The sequence below is a fragment of the Paenibacillus ihuae genome (genome assembly GCF_001368795.1).
Lineage (GTDB): Bacteria > Bacillota > Bacilli > Paenibacillales > Paenibacillaceae > Paenibacillus_AQ > Paenibacillus_AQ ihuae.
Window position 1 is genome coordinate 35,131 of sequence record NZ_LN831206.1, and the last position, 17,804, is coordinate 52,934.

Sequence of the window (17,804 nt, forward strand, 5' to 3'; positions counted from 1 at the left end):
CCTTGATGACTGTGCAGCCCAAGGTCTGGCTATGGCCGTAGGTAACTGCTGACGAAACCGCGGCGGCAGAGAAGCATCTCACCTGGCTCGGCATCCGCAGCTACTTCTCCTCCGTGATCGGCACAGATCAGGCAGAACGGGGCAAGCCGTTTCCCGATATGGCCTTGCTGGCCTGTGGGCAGCTTGGGGTGCATCCCTCTGCAGCCGCTGTGATCGGCGATACGAACGGTGATATGCGGATGGCCAAAGCGGCGGGCGCAGCCGTGGCTATAGGGATAACCGGAGCAGCGGATACAACCGGGGATGCCGGGGATAATGCTGCCGAATCCGTAGCGGCACTTTATTATCTTCTGCCTGATGCCGATTCGGTTGTGCAGTCTTATCAGGAACTGAGCTTCAGCAGCTTTTCCGGTGGATTATCCTGATCTCTTATCTTAAGGAGGCTACGTTTGCATATGCATACCAACAACCCGGGCGGACAAGCGCCGCTGTTAACCTTTCAGATTATCACGGACACCCACGTCACTGCCGATCCCGCGCATGAATATAATCTGAATTTCGAACGGGCACTGCAGGATCTGGCTCTACATGCTCAGGGAAGCAGCGGGATTATGCATATCGGGGACATTACAGACCATGGCTTCCCGGATGAATATGAGGAGGTTCAGCGTCTTTTGAAGCGGCATCAGGCTGTCCTGCCGGAAATACGGTTCACCCTGGGCAATCATGATGTTGGCCTCGGCCACTGGGAATCGCGCCTGGCGATGTATACCTCCCGTACTGGTGCTCCTGGACCTTATCACGATCATTGGATCGGCGGATATCATTTTATTTTCCTCGGAACCGAAGAAGGCCTGCCAACGTTCTGCAATCTGTCTGGTGAACAGCTCCAGTGGCTGGAGCGGAAGCTCGGGGAACAGCCGGCGGACGGTCAGGCAGCCTCGGCTCAACCCATCTTCCTCTTCCTGCATCAGCCGCTGAAGAACACCGTAGCCGGCTCACTGGAATCGCAGGAATGGTACGGAGTTACACAGGATATGGAGCTGCGCTCAATACTGGCCAAGTATCCGCAGACCCTGCTGTTTACCGGACATACCCACTGGGAGCTTGAGGTAGACAACACTATATATCCCGGTAACGGGGAGACTGCTACGATGTTCAACTGCGCTTCCGTCGCCTACCTCTGGACCAATGCGGATGAACACAAAGATGGAAGTCAAGGCTACTATGTAGAAGTCTATAGTGACAAAGTGCTGGTACGGGGACGGGACTTCACTACCGGAAGCTGGATTGAAGCTGCATGTTACGAGGTTCCGTCTCTGCTGAAAACGCACGGCTAGCACCCGCAGCCTAACATGCCGCCATTTATACGCCATCAAAAACATGCAGAGCAGCGGTTCCCTCCCTTTCGGAGGAACCGCTGCTCTGCTTTGTTATCGAGATGAGGAGTCAATTAGAATAAGACGGCTGCTGCTTCTGGTGTAAAGGGCTGAATCTCATCAAACCGGTTTTCGCGCACCTTCTTCGCCCATGCGGGATCACCCAAGAGTGCGCGGCCTACTGCAATGAGATCGAACTCCTGATTACCCAGCCGCTTCAGCAGCTCTGCAAGTCCCTGCCCGGCCGGTTCACCGCCTTCTGCCTCATCGCTGTCCATTCCTACGGAACCAACCGTGATTGTGGTTTTGCCGCTGAGCTTCTTCACCCATCCGGCTAAACTAAGCTCTGACCCTTCAAACTCCGGATCCCAGAAGCGGCGTGTTGAAATATGGAATATGTCCACTCCCGCTTCAACCAGCACCTTCAGAAACTGTTCCAGCTGTTCCGGCGTATCTACCAGCCGCGCCGCATAATCCCCCATCTTCCATTGGGAGAGCCGCATCGAAATCGGATAATCCGGTCCAACTGCAGCACGAACGGCCTGTACAACCTCTACCGCAAATCGGGTACGCTGCAGCAAATTGCCGCCGTAACGATCCGTGCGCCGATTTGTTTTTTCCCAGAAGAATTGATCGATCAGAAAGCCATGGGCACCATGAAGCTCTATTCCGTCGAAGCCTACCCGCTGCGCGTTCACTGCCGCGTCTGCAAAAGCCTGAATAACCTCAGCAATTTCCTGTTCTGTCATAGGCTCACTCACTGGGTTGCCCTCCAGATCAATTCCCGAAGGACCTACCGACTTCACCTCCGGATATGGCTGGGACCCCATTGGACGTATCATGCCCATATGCACCAGCTGCGGGAAAATTACGCCCCCCGCTTTATGCACCTGTGACACCACCCTGCTCCAGCCGTTCAGTGCAGCCTCTCCATAGATATTCGGCAGTCTGGGCTCGCTTGTTGCCGCCGGATGATCGATGACCACGCCTTCTGTGAGGATAAGCCCGACTTCGTTCACTGCCCGGCGGCTGTAATAGGCGGCTACATCTTCACCTGGCACACCGCTGGGCGAAAAGGCTCTAGCCATCGGAGACATGGCAATCCGTGTGGGTATGGTTAATTGCTGTACCGTGTATGGCTCAAACAAGGCTTCCAGTGATTGTGGCTGCAGATTTTCATTACTCAAGTTAACGCCCCCTAGTCGAATTGCGGGCAGCTGCCCGGTGTTATCATCCTCACCGTGTACCGGCGGGATATGTAGGCAAGCTTATCAAGCAGGACACTCCACCACAACCGACAATCCCGCCGGATTGTTGCTTAAGCGAAAGCTCGAAATAATTGTCGGGGTTAAAAGCAATTGTTATCAAAGGAGCACATGCTTATAATAAGAAGAATCTCCTGCCTGCAGAAAGGAATGTTCAGATATGGCTAATGTGCTTTCCCCCAACCCGAGCGATCCCCGCGCGATCCGGACCCGGCAACTCATTCTGGACGCCTTCATCCGGCAGCTCAATATCAAGGACTTCAACACCATTACGATCAGTGATATTACCAGCCATGCTACCATTAACCGGGCTACGTTTTATGCCCATTTTCAGGATAAATACGCACTGCTTGAAGCCATGCTGTCCGATGCTTTTACGACACTTGTCGTCCATAGACTAGATACAGAAGCACAGCTGACAGAGGAGACAATCCGGAACCTCATTGCGGCACTGTGTGCTTATCATGAATCCAGCCAGCATTGCATCAAGAAATATGATTCCGTGGCTCTAATGATTGAGGAGAATATTAAGCTCCAGCTGGAGAGCCTCATCCTTCAATTACTAACCGGAACAGCCGGCATGACGGCACAATCGAAAACGCTGAAATCTGCTGCAACGATGTTAAGCTGGTCCATCTACGGCATAACCTACCGCTGGAACCGGGATGGCCGGACCGAGGCTCCGGAGGAACTGTCTAAGCGGATTAGCCCGTTAATCATGGATGGGATATCCCCCTTGCACACCTGATCATCTCAGGAGGGGATTCACAATCAAAAAGAGGCTCTCCCACTGGGAAAGCCTCTTTATATATGATCTGTTATTCAAAAGCAGGCAGTGCAATCTCCGCATAATTCTCTTCCAGGAATTTCTTCACTTCCGGGCCGCTGATGCGTTTCGCCAGCTTCTGGATGGCATCGGAATCCTGATTGTCTTCACGGGCTACCAGGGTGATGGTGAACTCAGAATCTTCGCCTTCTGTAATCAGCGCATCCTTCTTCGGTGTCAGGCCGAGCGGGCTGGCATAAGCAGGAGTCATCGCCACCAGATCGCCGTCATCCATCATCCGGGCCAGCATCAGCAGATCGACTTCCTCGAACTTGAAGTTTTTAGGGTTTTCTGTGATATCGGCCTGTGTTGCTTGGATGCCTACGCCATCCTTCAGCTTGATCAGTCCGGCATTTGCGAACATTTGCAGTGAACGTCCGATATTCGACGGGTCATTGGCCATGACCAGCTTCGCGCCTTCCGGCAGCTCTTCGACCGTCTTGTACTTTTTGGAATAACCGCCATAGATGGCGTCATAGACCGGCTGGACCCCTACGAGCTTGGAGCCTTTGCTTGCATTGAACTGCTCCATATAGGGAAGGTGCTGGAAAAAGTTCGCATCGACTTCCTTGTTCGCCAGCGCTTCATTCGGCTGCACATTGTCAGACAGCACAACGATCTCCATATCGACTCCGTCCTCCAGAAGCAGCGGCTTTACAATATCAAGAATCTCTGTCATCGGAGGGATCAAAGTCGCTACTTTGATCTTTACAGGTTCTGTTGCTGTGGCTGCCGGCGCCTCGGCATTCTCCTTATTGCTGTTGTTTCCACAACCAGCGACAATCAGTACGAGCAGCATAAGCATAGCTATCATTGACTTTTTCATAATTTGAAGATAACCCCCCGTGTATTGTATATATTCTCTGTTATTGCGGTCATACAAAACTTAATGTTCCGTCAGCGTTTATCCAGCAGTCTTGCTGCCGTGCTTCCGGTGAACTGGATGATCTGCACCAGCACGATCATGACAACGATGGCATAGGCCATCACTTCCGTCTCAAACCGCTGGTACCCGTAACGGATAGCGAAATCGCCAACCCCGCCCCCGCCGACAACCCCCATAACTGTAGAAAAGGAAATGAAGCTGATCGTTGAGGCCGTAAGTCCAAGCACCAGCCCTGAACGGGCTTCTTTATACAGGAACTTGAAAATCAGCTCAAACTTCGATGCCCCCATGGAGAGGGCCGCCTCAATCGTGCCTTTGGGCACCTCCAGCAATGACTGTTCCACAAGCCGCGAGTAATAGGCCACGGCGACAACAGACAGCGGCACAGTAGCTGCTACCGTACCGATCGCAGTCCCTACAAGGATGCGGGTCACCGGAATCAGCGCCACGACAAGCAGCAGGAACGGGAACGAACGGATGATATTGACGATGCTGTTCAGCGTTAGCGACAGACTCCGGTTCTCATACAGCTGGCCCTTGCGGCAAAAATACAAGAGCGTCCCCAGCGGCAGCCCCAGCAGCACCGCCGCACCCACAGAAATGCCGACCATCACGAAGGTTTCCCCGATGGACTGCCACATCTGCTCCTGGTATTTCAGCATACTATCCCACATGGTCATCACCTGCCTTGCCGGTAATCTGCTGGCGGTATGAACCGGAGTGACCCGCCGGAGGAAGAAATTCATGCTCCTCGCGTGAGAAAGAATCTACAATCTCTCCGTCCTTCATCACAGAAACCTCGCTGCAGATGCTGCGGACCACATCCAGCTCATGAGTCACGATGACAATGGTTACACCAAGCGCAGCATTGATATCCTTCAGCACACCAAGGATATCCGCCGTAGTTCCCGGATCGAGCGCTGAGGTCGGCTCATCGCACAGCAGCAGCTGCGGGCTGTTCGCCAGCGCGCGGGCAATCGCTACCCGCTGCCGCTGTCCGCCGCTGAGCTGTGCAGGATACTGCTGCGCTTTATCGGCCAGGCCGACGTAATCCAGAACCTCGGCTACCCGCTTCAGCCGCTCTTCCCGCTTTACCCCGGCCAGCTCCAGCGGAATCGCAACATTACGGCTGACCGTGGCATTGCCGACAAGATTGAAATGCTGGAAGATCATGCCGATCTTCTGCCGCTCCCGGCGCAGCTGTTTCTCCGGCAATGCTGTCAGCTCCTTGCCGCCTATGGTTACAATGCCCTTATCAGGACGCTCAAGCAGATTAATCAGGCGAAGCAGCGTGGACTTGCCGGCCCCGCTTGCACCGATGATGCCGTGAATCGAAGCGGCCTTAACCTCAAGTGAAACCTGGCGGACCGCCGGATAGGCGCCATTTTTCAGTTCGAAGCTCTTGCTTACTCCACTCAGCGTTAGGATAGTAATCCCCCCTCTCCGGACTGCCTTGATTAAAGCCTGTTGACCCCGTGGAGTGTATTACAATTATTTAAAAACTGTTTCATTAAAAATCTCTTTAAATAATAAGGTATTTCCTGCGCTGTGTCATCATTTTTTTGAAAATGATATATCAGCGATATGGAAGGATTCGTCTATCTCTAAGCATGCGCGTCTGCTGTTATTATTATCCTGTATTTCAGCAAAGAAGCCCCGGCAGCCATGTACAGGCTGCCGGGGCTTCTATAATTCTTTAATCTTATAAGGCAAAAACTTAAGAGTTCTGTACTGCAATCCGGTTGAACGCAGGCTTCGGATGATGCTGCGCATCGAACAGAAACGGCCAATTCTTCCGCCCCCGGACGGGGAAATCATCCAGCCACGTGTAATCATCCGCCGCTCCCCAGAAAGTAACCGAGGATATCACTTCCCGGTATTCTTTAAGCAGCCGGAATATGACATCATAACGCTCCGCCTGAAGTTCAAGCAGCTCAGACGGCGGACTCTTCAGATCCGTCCGCTTGTCCTCGAAGCGGAAGAGTGACATGTCCAGCTCCGTCAGCTGCAGCTGCAGCCCGAGCGACGCGTATTTCTCAATCGCTGCGCGGATATCATCAAGTGCCGGATCATATAAATTCCAGTGTGCCTGCAGGCCGATGCCATGCACCGGTACACCTTGTACCAGCAGCGATTTCAGCAGAGTATAGATCTTATCGCGTTTGAGCGGGCCAGCAGCAGCTCCTTGCTCACAGGACCGCCGGCTTCATCGGCAAACAGCCAATCACTTGTCTGGTTATGCCATACCAGCGTGTGGCCGCGCATGGCCAGCCCATGCTTCCGGGCAAAAGCAGCCAGCTCGTCTGCTTTGCCGAAGTTATATATTCCCTCCAGCGGATGCAGACTCTCAAACTTCATCTCATTCTCTGCAGTTATGCTGTTGAAATGATAGGCGAGCAGTTGCTCCTGCGACTGGATCGTCTGCGGATTCACCGCTGCGCCTATCTTGAAATCGTCAGCGAACACAGCCTTCAGCGCAGGCTCGGTAAAGCTGTTAATGCCCCTCATGAATGACCCTCGTACTAGTTTTGTGAGCACTGGCTCCCTAAAAAGAGCTGCAGACCAGATAATAATCTGCCCACGCCAGGGTAATGCTGGGAGCAGGATAAAAACCCGGAAGAACCGGGTTCGAGTAATACATTGAAGATTTGATCATAATCAAGCAGACAACCTTTTCGCAGCCGTAATTAAGGTTATGCTATTCCTTAACACTGCCCACATTCAGTCCCACCACAAAATACTTCTGCATGAACGGATACACGAGCAGGATCGGAACCGAAGCTACCACGGTAATAGCTGCCCGGATCGACAGCGGGGTCACCAGCGCGCGGGCTGAATTCTGGTCCATCCCTACCCCGGCGGCAACGTTTGGATTGCTGTTGGAGTTCATCGTCGAGGACAGCAGCTTCATCAGCTCATACTGCAGCGTACTCAGGCTTTGCCTGGATGAAGTATAGATAAAAGCGTCAAACCAGGAATTCCATGCGCCTACAGCTACAAACAGGGCAATTGTTGCGAGTACCGGTTTGCATAACGGGAACACAACCTTCATAAAAATTCTGAAGTCGCCGGCGCCGTCGATTTTCGCTGACTCCAGCAGACTCTCCGGTATCGTGCCGATGTAGGTGCGGATAACAATCATATTGAATGCACTGATCATGGACGGAAAAATGTATACCCAGAAGCTGTTGATCAGGTTCAGGTCTTTGATCAGGAAGTAACCGGGAATCAAACCGGCGCTGAAATACATCGTCAGCACAAAAATAACAGTGATCGGCTGACGGAATACGTATTCCCTCCGGCTTAAGGTATACGCGAGCATCGTAGTCAGAAAAATATTGAGGATCGTAGACAGCACGGTCCGGGCCACGGAAATCAGAAAAGCGTCGTAAATGGTGCCGGAGGCAAAGATCGCCTTGTAATTTTGCAAGGTCCAGGCTCTCGGCCATAAGTAGATGCCGCCGCGGATCGTATCATTCCCCGCGTTAAACGAAACGGCAATCGTATTGAGGAATGGATATAAGGTCACAAGCACCAGGCAGATCATAAAAACCGTGTTGAAGGAATTGAAAAGAATCGGTTCCAGTTTGCCCGTGCCTAAGCTTTTTTTCATCGTAAAACCTGCTTTTTGCTGAGGGCTGATTTGTCGGTTATCCATCTATAACAACCTCTCTTCCCCAAGCCGCTTGGAAATTCCGTTAGCCATAAGCAGCAAAGTTACGCTGACCACGGTTTTGAAAATCCCGCCGGCGGTAGCTAGTGAATAGTTACCTTGAGCAAGCCCGTATTTAAGCACGAAAATATCAATCGTTTCTGCCCAGTCTATAACCAGCCCGTTGCCGAGCAGGTACTGTACTTCAAAGCCCGCCTCCAGCACATGTCCGATGGACATAATCATCAGAATGACGATTGTAGCTTTGATCCCTGGAAGGGTTACAAATCTCATTTTTTTGTAGCGGCTCGCACCGTCGATTTCTGCGGCTTCATAAAGTGCAGGGTCTATAGAGGCAATGGCTGCCAGATAAATAATCGTATTCCAGCCGACTTCCTTCCATACATGCGAAGCGCCGACAATTCCCCAGAAGTATTTGCCTTCACTGAGCCAGAGAATCGGCTCTTTAATCAGATGCAGCTTCATCAGGACGATATTGACAATCCCGTCATTGATCGACAGCGAGGTAGCCACTATGCCGGTAACGATAATCCAGGACAAGAAGTGAGGCAGATAGGAGATCGTCTGCACCGTTCTTTTCCAGAGTATTTTCTTGATCTCATTCAGCAGCAGCGCCAGCACGATGGCGGTAACAAAACCGAGAATCAGATTAATGAGCCCCATCGCCAGCGTATTGCGCAGTACGCGAATGAAATTATCATCGGTAAACAGAAACTTGAATTGCTTAAGTCCTACCCATTCCTGTTCGCCAAAGGACTTGGCCGGCTTATAATTCTGAAAAGCCATGGTCCAGCCCCAGACAGGGACATAGGCAAAGAGAATAATATACAGCATTAACGGTACAGACATCCAAATAAGCTGATTCTGGCTTTTCAACAGGGACCAGGTGATCGGCTGCTTCTTCTTTTTTTTCTTGGGATGCCGGACGACGGTTTCTATTTCTAGAGTCTCATCCATAGTAGTTGTCTCCCCACTCCATCATTTTAATTTAGGAAGTGGAAGGCCGGAACCGGCCCTCCACCCTCAGATTCCGAAGCAGATGCTCCGTTTATTTGCTCCAGTTATCAATTCTCCACTTGATCTGTTCATTAATCTTGTCTTCATATGCCTTCACGTTGGCCTTTTTGATCTGTCCGACATAATCGGTCCATACGGAGTCGAATTCCTTCGGATCGGCAAGGATCGCTTTAGGCAGGAACTTGGTCTGAAGTTCATTCAGTTTCGTATTTGCAATTTTGGCATCTGAGCCTTCTATCAGGTCAATGGACCATGCAGGATAATAGACCGGATTGGCAGGCGGTTCGCTGAAGAAGTCCACGTAAGAGTTAAAGCCATAGGCATCAAGCACTTCCTTGTCGAAAGGCTTCAGACCTGCTTTGTACTCTTCAGGCTGTGCAGCGGCATCCGTTGAGTTGCCGTCGCTGAAGCTTCCTTCCGTTTTTGGCAGGTAATCAAATATCGCTTTGGCCTTGTTAGCCAGCTGCCAGGTGGCATCAGCTGCATTGTCGCGCTGCTCCTGGGTTCTCATGAATCTGCCATTCTCTACAATATAATCTTCGCCTTCTATGCCCCAGGAGAACGTTTTCTGCCAGTCTTCCTGGATCAGGGTGTCAAGCAGCTTGATAATCTTCACCGGATCTTTGGCATTGATACTGATACCGAAGCCGTTGTTAAGGTTCAGAACTGCGAGATCGCGGTAGTAGTCTTTGGTCGACTCGTCATATACCAGCGGAAGGCCTACGTATGTGCGTTCAATTTTGCCTTGGGTAGTCAGGGAGTCCTCGGCAGCATTGAAGTTCCAGTGCTGGTCGAACATCCCCAGAACGGTACCGCTGGACAGCTTCGCCATATACTGGTCATAGTTCTGTACAAAGGTCTCTTTATCGATCAGACCTTTCTGGTTGATTTCATTCAGCTTCTGGTAATATTGCTTGGCATAATCTTTGTCGGCAAAAATCTCCGCTACACCGTCCTTTACAACTACACCGCCATCGTTTGGATGACCGATCAGATGCTGCGGTGCATTGAACAGACCCCAGTTTTTCCAGTCATAGTTCAGAATTTCGAATCCGATCGTCGGGCTTCCGTCGATTTGCGGATATTTCGCTTTATATTTCTCAATCAGATCAAAATATTCATCCAGCGTCTTCACCTTTGGATATCCGAATTCCTTAAGGACGGCTTTTTGAATCCAGAAGGCTGGTCCAGAATACCATGAACTGTTAACCTTACCGTTGTATACGCCGTAATTCGGCAGGATATAAATATGCCCGTCATTCGGGTCCTTCATCATGTTCCAGTAATCCGCGTAATGCGCTTTCAAGTTTGGAGCGTATTGCTCAATCAGGTCTTCAAGCGGAATATAAGCCCCCGCAGCTGTAAGCTTTGTATTACCGGTCATCAAATCCGGGTAATCCTGGCCCGCAATCATAACCCCCAGCTTCTGGTTAATGTCGCCTGCCAGAAATTCCATATCGAAGCTGGCACCTGTTTCTTCTTTGATTTTCTTGTAAATCTTGTTGTCCGGTGTCGGCTGCTGTCCGGCTGCGCCGATGAAGACGCTTACCTTGAACGGTTCAACCTTATCACTTGTGGTTGCTGCTCCCGCAGTTTGTGCCGCACTGGTTTCTTTCGCTGTAGCATTATTATTGCTGCTTTTGTTCCCGCCGCAGCCGGCGAGTGTAAAGCTCAGGGATAATAGCATAATCAGGGAAAACTTAAACGTTTTTTTCGACTTGCCCCCCATAAAGCACCTCCATATTATTGATCACGCTTTTTTGTAAGCACTTACATTTATGAATTATAGAGGTGATTTCTTTTGTAAAATATAACCGAATTAAAGGTATAACCCCAAATATTTTAGGTCTTTGTATTGCGATATTCGTTCGGAGACATCTTCATTTTTTTCTCAAACTGCTTCAAAAACTGGCCGTAATTGGCATACCCCACATGCTCGGCAACCTCCGACAGCTTAAGTTTATGCTCATGGAGCAGTTTCTCGGCTTCCTCAATCCGCAGATTATGGAGCAGCTCATTGAAGCCCATACCGTTCTTCTTGATCAGAAGCTGGCCGAGATATACAGGGTGCAGATAAAAGATTTCGGCCAGCTTCTGGATCGTCAGACTTTCACGGTAATGCTCCTGAATGTATTGGTTGATATCCCGCACGATATCAGGCGACTTCCTGCTCCGCTCCTGTAGAAGGAGCTCGATTCCAGTCTCTCCTGAGGTCAGCAGATAGCCCATCAGTCCGGTCAACGTAAGCCTGTAATGGTAGATCTCCGGTAGCTGGAACTCGTCTGGCAGCTCCTGCCTCTTGCCGCTCTCTGTCACATGGGTCATTTCCCTGATCCGGTATATGAGATGGATAACAAACTTCTTCACTGCCTCTGGAGCCACAAGCTTCTCCTGAAAGCTGTGAGCCGCCGAGTCCACCGCACTGCGGAAGCCTGACAGATCCAGCGTGTTTATGAATCCGATTAGTTCATCTGCCATCCGGATATGATCGTATTGCCTGCTGAACGGTGTATCCTTGATTTCGTGGTACATCAGTACTCCGGCAGAGGCGGGCCGGTAAAAAAAGTGCTGCAGTGCTTCCTTAGCCGTCCGGTAGCTCTCCATGATGCCGGTCAATGCAGGTACACTGGTTCCGGCTGCAATAAACACGGGCTGGCCGGGACACTCCTGCCGCAGCGAGGCTGCCATCCCGGTGATTGCATCATTTTCTTGGCCACCCGTAGAACTTCCGGATACAATCGCGCAGCATCCTGCCTCCAGATCAACCAGATACATAGCGGCTGCTCCTGCGATTAAGGCGGCTGCTTTGCCCCTGACCTCGGCATACTGCTGCGGTGCGGTCTGGACCAGGCAGACATTCCAGCAGCAAAGATCCGCGGGCATTGCAGCGAGAAACAGCGGATCGGCCGGCTGCTCATATAACAGCCCTTTGATTGCCGCCGCTGTTTCCTCCGAGGCTGCCATCTGTTTAAACCTCCTGCCGCGCTCCTCCTGCTCCAGTTCCCGGTAGATCTCCCGCAGTTCCTCTGTTGCTTCTTCCGGAAACACCGGTTTCAGCAAATAATGGTTAATACCGTATCTGATAGCCGTCTGGGCATATTCGAATTCACTGTACCCGCTTAGGATTACGAACTTGGTCTCCCTGCCCCCCGCCTGCTGCCAGGCGCCAATCATCTCCAGACCGTTCAATAGCGGCATATTTACATCCGTGATGACCAGATCCGGGTCCAGCTCATGGATTAACCGTAAGCCCTCCTGGCCGTTACTGCAGGTCCCGCATATCTCGAAGCCAAGCTCCCGCCAGTCAATCCACAGCAGCAACCCTTCGAGAGCACTCGGCTCATCATCAATTAACAGCACTTTATAAGTCATAGCACTCCCCCACCTCCCATGGGATGAGTCTTCTCCAGCAGCTTCAGCGGGATGCCGAACGATACTGCAGTTCCCTCACCCGGCACGCTGATAATTTCAAAAGTCACCTGATCGGCATAATACAGCTCCAATCTGCGGTACACATTGCGCATCCCGATATTCAAACCGGACGAATCCTCGGTGCGGATATTATGCAGCAAATCCTTGAGCTGCGCAGCCCCGATTCCTTTTCCGTTGTCCGAAACCGTAATTTGCAGGCGGTCCTCCAGGGCCGCTGCCCTTACCTTGATGATGCCCAGCCCTTCTATCGTCTGCAGGCCATGCTTACAGGAATTTTCCACGAGCGGCTGCATGCTGAGCTTCGGAATTTTGTACTCCAGTGCCTGCTCCTCGATCTCAAACTGATAGTCGAATTTATCACGGAACCTGAATTTCTCAATCTTCAGATACATCTCGATAAACTGCATTTCCTCCTGCAGTGACACCAGGTCCTCCTTCCACCGGAGCAGCCTGCGCAGCAGCTTGGAGAGGCTTTTGATAATATCCGTCACATCGTCATATTTATTTTTGGTGCAGACCACAAGGATCGCGTTCAGCGTATTGAACAGGAAATGAGGATTCATCTGGCTTTGCAGAAAGTTCAGCTCCGCCCTGACCCGTTCCATCTCAAGGTTTTTACTCTGAATTTCCAGCTTATACACATCATTAATCAACGAATTGATCCGCGAGGTCATCCGGTTGAAATTATGAATCAGGCCGCCGATTTCATCGCGTCCCTCGTCAATCCGGATCAGCTCAAACTTCTCGTTGGTTACCTTCTGCATATGTCTGGAGAGCCGCTTCACCCGGTAATTGTAGGATCTCAGCATCACATAAATAAAAGCAGAGGTCAGCAGCGTGACCGTGGTCGCCAGCACAGCTGCATACAGCCGGATATCCAGAATTGCCTGCGTGATCCGTTCCCCCTGCGTAATTCCGATAATACGCCAGCCTCTGAGATAGTTGGCCGAACCTAGCGGCAGTACATGAAGCTCCTGCTGATTGTTTTCCTGCTGTTTAAACAGAGGATACGGCTCATCTGTCACCAGCTGGTAACCGCTGTCTTCAGACATGACAATCTGATTCTGCTCATTGACCAGATAGAGGCTGAGGTAATCCTTTTCTCTGATAATGACGTTATAAACCTCGCTAAGATCCAGATCGATCTTCAGCAGCTTTCCATATTTGGTAAAGGATCTGTAATTATCCAGCCATCCGATAACGCTAAGTGTAGGGGTCGAAGACGGGGTATTGTCGTTCTCACTTGTCCTGTAAGCGGTAACAACAATCCGGTTGCTGGAGGATTCCGCCTGCTGATACCATTTACTTGTCAATACCTTCTGGTCCATGATATGGTAGTTGCCCCCGGAAACAATGGAGCGGTTATTTGTAAACACGTTGATCCGCTCAATCTGGTTGTTTACCGGCATGAAGCTGTTCAACCGGTCCCGCAGCTGTTCATCAAAAGCACCATAAAAATCAATAGAGTCCTTATAGTTCCGGTCCAGCATTTCATACAGGTTCTTATCCGTAGATAATGTGTAGTTGACGGCAACCCCGCCCTCAATAAAATCATGAATATCCTTTCTCGCCCGCTCCAGGGAGATCTCCAGATTCTGCTGCTCCCTTGATTTGATAAGATCAGTAATCCGGCCCAGAAACACGAGGTTGATAACCATAATAGGCAGAAGCACACCAACGATATAGATCAGGATAAATTTAGAATTCAGCGGAATATCGTTGACAATATTGGTGAAACGGAATCTTTTTTTTTGTCATGGCCTGTGCACCTGTCCTTCTTAGCGCTGCTTACAGTTATTCGAGTTTTTGTATACCGAAGGCAGGACGCCCACGATCCCCTTGAACTTATCGATAAAATAATCCGTATTGCTGAATCCGACCTGTGCTGCAACATCAGAAATTTTCAGCTCCGTCCGCTTCAGCAGGCCTTTAGCGGCTTCAATCCGCTTATCGTTCAAATATTCACAGAAGCTGCGGCCAGTCTCTTTGCGGAATACCTGCCCCAAGTAGGCGGAATTCATATGAAATTGCCGGGCCAGCTCCTGAAGCTGTAATTTATTGCGGAATTCTAGGTCTACGTACTGGATCACATTATAGATCGTGTTCCCTTCGTTAGCCTCCTGCAGCTCAGCCAGATAGACAGCCGCCCGTCTGCACAGCCCGCTTACATAACTGCCCAGCCTGAAATAATCGCCAAGCTCGCCCAGGTTTCCGAACTCCTCGTGATGCTGGTTCATCATTCCGGCGGTTTCGCCATTACGTTCAGCGACCAGCCGGCATAAGGTCATTTCCAGATGGGCGATGCCTGCCTGCACAGCTTCCACCGAAGATAAATGCTGCGTATAGAACATGAAGATATCCCTCACACATGGCTCAATCGCCTGAATATCACCTGCCTTTACTTTTTCCAGCAGCTCTGTGAAGGTTTCCTGGTCGATACTCACCTCTTTAGAGGAGTTCCTGAAGTCGCTATTAAAAAAAACACCGCCCTTTTCTCTGCGGTACTTCAGCTTCCACATTTCCAGCGTCTGCAGATAAATATCCTTTAGGGAAAGGGCGCCAGACATTCTTTCGCTGACCATAACGGCTACCGGCTCCTGCAGGCGCTCTGCCAAATCCTGCTGAAGGCGGTTGACTCCGGCAGTCAGGCTGTCCCGGGAAAGGGAGGCGGATTGCAGAATCAGGCCGAACCGGTCCGCGCTGTCCTGGAAGCAGCCTGCTAATTCACAAGGGAAGTAATCCTTCAAATGCTGTTGAAGAAGCGCTGCGGCAGAGGGCGGATCGATAAGAATGCCCAGCAATTCCGCATCTGCGGGTATTTTCATCAAATTGGCCGCCATCAGCTGGATATCCTCATCATCCTCCCCCTGAATCAGGCGGTTGATCAGATTGCCGACAATCATGGCCTGCTTTTTCTGACGCTCCAGATTGGAAGCGATTTCATTATGAATCATTAAACTGAGCCTGCTTAGCAGGGCTTCGATCTCCTCATCATCGATCGGCTTCAGCAAATATTGATCTACCCGCTGGCGCAGGGCAGTTCTTGCATATTGGAAATCGTCATAACCGCTTAATATTACAAACCGGGGCGGCTTTACCATCGATTGATTCAGCCTGGTGATTAGCTCAAGACCGTTAAAGACCGGAATATGAATATCCGTTAGAACAAGATCCGGCTTAAGCCTCTCGGCCATCCGCAGTGCATCCGGGCCGTTAAGAGCTTCCCCGCACACTTCAAATCCAAATCTTTCCCAGTCCACCATCGTCCGCAGCCCTTCAAGTACCCAAGGCTCATCATCAACAATCAGGACTTTCAACATGTGCCATGCGCCTCCATGTTCAAATTTGCAAAGAAATGTCTGCAAAATAACTATAGACCATGCTAACATAGATTTGTGAAAACATGGAAGAAGAAGTGTGATAAAAAGAAGAAACCGGTCAGCTCTCTGAATAACTGCACCCCCTGTAAAAATAATTAAATCACGTCCGGATCAAAGTCATATAATGTAACATAAGTCATTTACTTTGCAGATTTTTTCTCTATAATGATGTATAAGTTACGTTAAAAAGTACTCTTTTCGAATACACCCCACCTTTTATGTTATATTTCGTTACACCATTAACTTTGTTACAGGGAAGTGAATTTCTTGACAGTCGCTCTTCTTCTCTCATCCAATGAACACAAGAAGAAATTATCCCGCTGCTACAATGAGGTTCATAAGGAGCTGTACGGAGTCGGAGTGACCCAGCTAAAGATTGAGGCTGTGAACGAGACAATGATTATGTTCCTGGTGAAGCATCAGCGTGTCGCTGCCCTTCGCGCCCTGGAGGACCATTATCCCGAGCTGAAGCAGTCTGTAGACGCCGCGCTGCATCAGGAATTCAAACGGAGAATCCAGAAGAAGCTTGCCGAAGAGCTGGGGCTGCCAGCCGTTGGCGTACTCAGGGATTACGATCCCCAGACGGCTTGGGCCTGCACCGTCATTATATGTGATTCCGGTCCAGATCAATGATGCGGGATTTATCCCGCGGATTTACCGCAGCCGGTGTTCATTCTAGGTTATTCTGATAATTCAAATACCAGGCTTCATCTCGATTCATCCTGATGAGCCGCATTTCCCTTAAGGTTTGCCCTATATCTGTTTACAGATTGCAGGAAGCCGTTGAGTAGAGACCTCTCTATTTCAGCGGCTTCTTTTTGTTATATACATCTGACTGCCAAGGCTTCACAGCAACGCAGCCCTTGGTCAAAGGAGATCCAGCGCATGAGAATTGTAGTAGCCATTACAGGAGCCAGCGGCTCGATTTACGGGTACTCCCTGATCCGCAGCCTGCACCAGCTCGGCATTGAAACCTATATCATTGCCACCGTGGCCGGTGAGAACGTGATGAAATATGAATGCGGCATCGATATGCAGGAGCTTGCGCAATACGGGACTGTCTTGTTGAACTCGGATCTGTTCGCTCCCGTTGCCAGCGGATCCTTCAAAACGGACGGAATGGTGATTGTCCCCTGCTCAATGAATACACTTGGAGCTATTGCAAACGGCATGGGCGATACCCTCCTCAACCGAGCAGCCAGCGTGGTGCTGAAGGAGCGGCGGCGGCTGGTCATTGTGCCCCGCGAAACACCGCTGCATCTGATTCATCTGGAGAATATGCTCCGGCTCGCCCGGGCAGGTGCCGACATAATGCCTGCCTCGCCCGGCTTCTATAACCATCCGACCGAAATCTGGGAGCTGGTGAATTTCATGAATGCCCGGGTTCTTGATGCATTCGGTATTGAACATCAGCTGATGAAGAGATGGGGTGAGGACTAAATGGCCGCAGTCAATATCAGACAATTGCTGGACCGCTGGGAGCGAAGCGGCGAGCTGCTGCATATCCGCAGAGAGGTTGACCCACGCTTCGAACTTGGGGCTGTTGTGAAGGCTGTGAAGGGCAGGAAGCCGCTAATTTTCGAGAAGGTGAAGGGATATTCCGACCCGATGACCGTGGGTCTAGGCGGCTCCAAGGAACTGATCGCAGACAGCTTGGACCTGAATCCAGCCGAGCTGCTGCCAAGGCTGGTCGCCGCCATCGTCTCGCCTACGCCAACCCGGCTGGTGGAGCACGCGCCGGTGCACGAGAAGGTTATCACCCGCCCGGTCAGCCTGAAGGAGCTGTTTCCGGTATGCACCTACCACGCGGAGGACAGCGGGCCTTACTATGTCTCCGGGGTAATGGTCGTCAAAGGCGAGGACGGGCATAAGCGCTATACCTCCATCCGGCGCATGCAGCTGCTGGAAGGGAACCGGACCGGTATTCTGATCTCCTCCCCCGAGCT

At 50.9% G+C, this 17,804-nt stretch carries 16 protein-coding genes and 1 pseudogene; 6 read left to right on the top strand and 11 right to left on the bottom strand.

Annotated features, from left to right (window positions below):
• The first annotated feature begins 92 nt into the window (after positions 1 to 92).
• Together AQR02_RS29650 and AQR02_RS29655 are read left to right on the top strand one after the other, a co-directional pair.
• Entirely contained in the window at positions 93 to 425 is a 333-nt protein-coding gene (locus tag AQR02_RS29650; protein ID WP_245237803.1) for an HAD-IA family hydrolase, read from the top strand.
• A 30-nt stretch (positions 426 to 455) separates the two neighbouring features.
• Complete coding sequence (locus tag AQR02_RS29655; RefSeq protein WP_054943907.1) at positions 456 to 1,340, top strand: metallophosphoesterase family protein; 885 nt, start codon at positions 456 to 458, stop codon at positions 1,338 to 1,340.
• A 113-nt stretch (positions 1,341 to 1,453) separates the two neighbouring features.
• On the opposite strand, the gene AQR02_RS29660 is transcribed toward AQR02_RS29655, so the two are convergent.
• Complete coding sequence (locus AQR02_RS29660) at positions 1,454 to 2,566, bottom strand: NADH:flavin oxidoreductase (protein ID WP_054943908.1); 1,113 nt, start codon at positions 2,564 to 2,566, stop codon at positions 1,454 to 1,456.
• A gap of 238 nt (positions 2,567 to 2,804) precedes the next feature.
• On the opposite strand from AQR02_RS29660, the gene AQR02_RS29665 reads away from it, so the two are divergent.
• Positions 2,805 to 3,392 (top strand): TetR family transcriptional regulator, encoded by a 588-nt coding sequence (locus AQR02_RS29665; RefSeq protein WP_054943909.1) that lies wholly within the window; start codon positions 2,805 to 2,807, stop codon positions 3,390 to 3,392.
• Positions 3,393 to 3,462: 70 nt separating this feature from the next.
• Here AQR02_RS29665 and AQR02_RS29670 read toward each other — a convergent pair whose 3' ends face one another.
• The 10 genes and pseudogenes from AQR02_RS29670 to AQR02_RS29715 form a co-directional block, all read right to left on the bottom strand.
• Complete coding sequence (locus AQR02_RS29670; RefSeq protein WP_054943910.1) at positions 3,463 to 4,296, bottom strand: MetQ/NlpA family ABC transporter substrate-binding protein; 834 nt, start codon at positions 4,294 to 4,296, stop codon at positions 3,463 to 3,465.
• 71 nt (positions 4,297 to 4,367) lie between these two features.
• Positions 4,368 to 5,030 (bottom strand): methionine ABC transporter permease, encoded by a 663-nt coding sequence (locus tag AQR02_RS29675; RefSeq protein ID WP_054943911.1) that lies wholly within the window; start codon positions 5,028 to 5,030, stop codon positions 4,368 to 4,370.
• Positions 5,020 to 5,784, bottom strand: a complete 765-nt coding sequence (locus AQR02_RS29680) for a methionine ABC transporter ATP-binding protein (protein WP_082452156.1) — start codon at positions 5,782 to 5,784, stop codon at positions 5,020 to 5,022. Before AQR02_RS29680 ends, AQR02_RS29675 begins: the two co-directional genes overlap by 11 nt.
• 289 nt (positions 5,785 to 6,073) lie before the next feature.
• Positions 6,074 to 6,864 (bottom strand): annotated as a pseudogene (locus AQR02_RS29685) (endo-1,4-beta-xylanase).
• Positions 6,865 to 7,054: 190 nt separating this feature from the next.
• The gene (locus tag AQR02_RS29690) at positions 7,055 to 7,969 is read right to left on the bottom strand and encodes a carbohydrate ABC transporter permease (RefSeq protein ID WP_054943941.1); all 915 of its coding nucleotides are present in this window, start codon (positions 7,967 to 7,969) and stop codon (positions 7,055 to 7,057) included.
• 45 nt (positions 7,970 to 8,014) lie between these two features.
• Positions 8,015 to 8,986, bottom strand: a complete 972-nt coding sequence (locus tag AQR02_RS29695) for an ABC transporter permease (protein WP_054943913.1) — start codon at positions 8,984 to 8,986, stop codon at positions 8,015 to 8,017.
• A 91-nt stretch (positions 8,987 to 9,077) separates the two neighbouring features.
• The gene (locus AQR02_RS29700) at positions 9,078 to 10,775 is read right to left on the bottom strand and encodes a type 2 periplasmic-binding domain-containing protein (protein ID WP_054943914.1); all 1,698 of its coding nucleotides are present in this window, start codon (positions 10,773 to 10,775) and stop codon (positions 9,078 to 9,080) included.
• A gap of 113 nt (positions 10,776 to 10,888) precedes the next feature.
• On the bottom strand, positions 10,889 to 12,418 hold the full coding sequence (locus tag AQR02_RS29705; protein ID WP_054943915.1) for a response regulator: 1,530 nt from the start codon (positions 12,416 to 12,418) through the stop codon (positions 10,889 to 10,891).
• The gene (locus AQR02_RS29710; RefSeq protein WP_245237800.1) at positions 12,415 to 14,136 is read right to left on the bottom strand and encodes a sensor histidine kinase; all 1,722 of its coding nucleotides are present in this window, start codon (positions 14,134 to 14,136) and stop codon (positions 12,415 to 12,417) included. The genes AQR02_RS29705 and AQR02_RS29710 overlap by 4 nt, the downstream gene beginning before the upstream one ends.
• 120 nt (positions 14,137 to 14,256) lie before the next feature.
• A complete protein-coding gene (locus AQR02_RS29715; protein WP_054943917.1) occupies positions 14,257 to 15,798 on the bottom strand; it encodes a response regulator in 1,542 nt (513 codons plus the stop codon).
• A 327-nt stretch (positions 15,799 to 16,125) separates the two neighbouring features.
• Between AQR02_RS29715 and AQR02_RS29720 the strand changes: the two genes are divergently transcribed.
• The 3 genes from AQR02_RS29720 to AQR02_RS35045 form a co-directional block, all read left to right on the top strand.
• Complete coding sequence (locus AQR02_RS29720) at positions 16,126 to 16,491, top strand: Na-translocating system protein MpsC family protein (RefSeq protein ID WP_054943918.1); 366 nt, start codon at positions 16,126 to 16,128, stop codon at positions 16,489 to 16,491.
• Between the two features lie 252 nt (positions 16,492 to 16,743).
• Positions 16,744 to 17,298, top strand: a complete 555-nt coding sequence (locus tag AQR02_RS29725; protein ID WP_054943919.1) for a UbiX family flavin prenyltransferase — start codon at positions 16,744 to 16,746, stop codon at positions 17,296 to 17,298.
• The coding region (locus AQR02_RS35045; RefSeq protein ID WP_245237801.1) for a UbiD family decarboxylase domain-containing protein at positions 17,299 to 17,804 on the top strand (506 nt) is incomplete at its 3' end.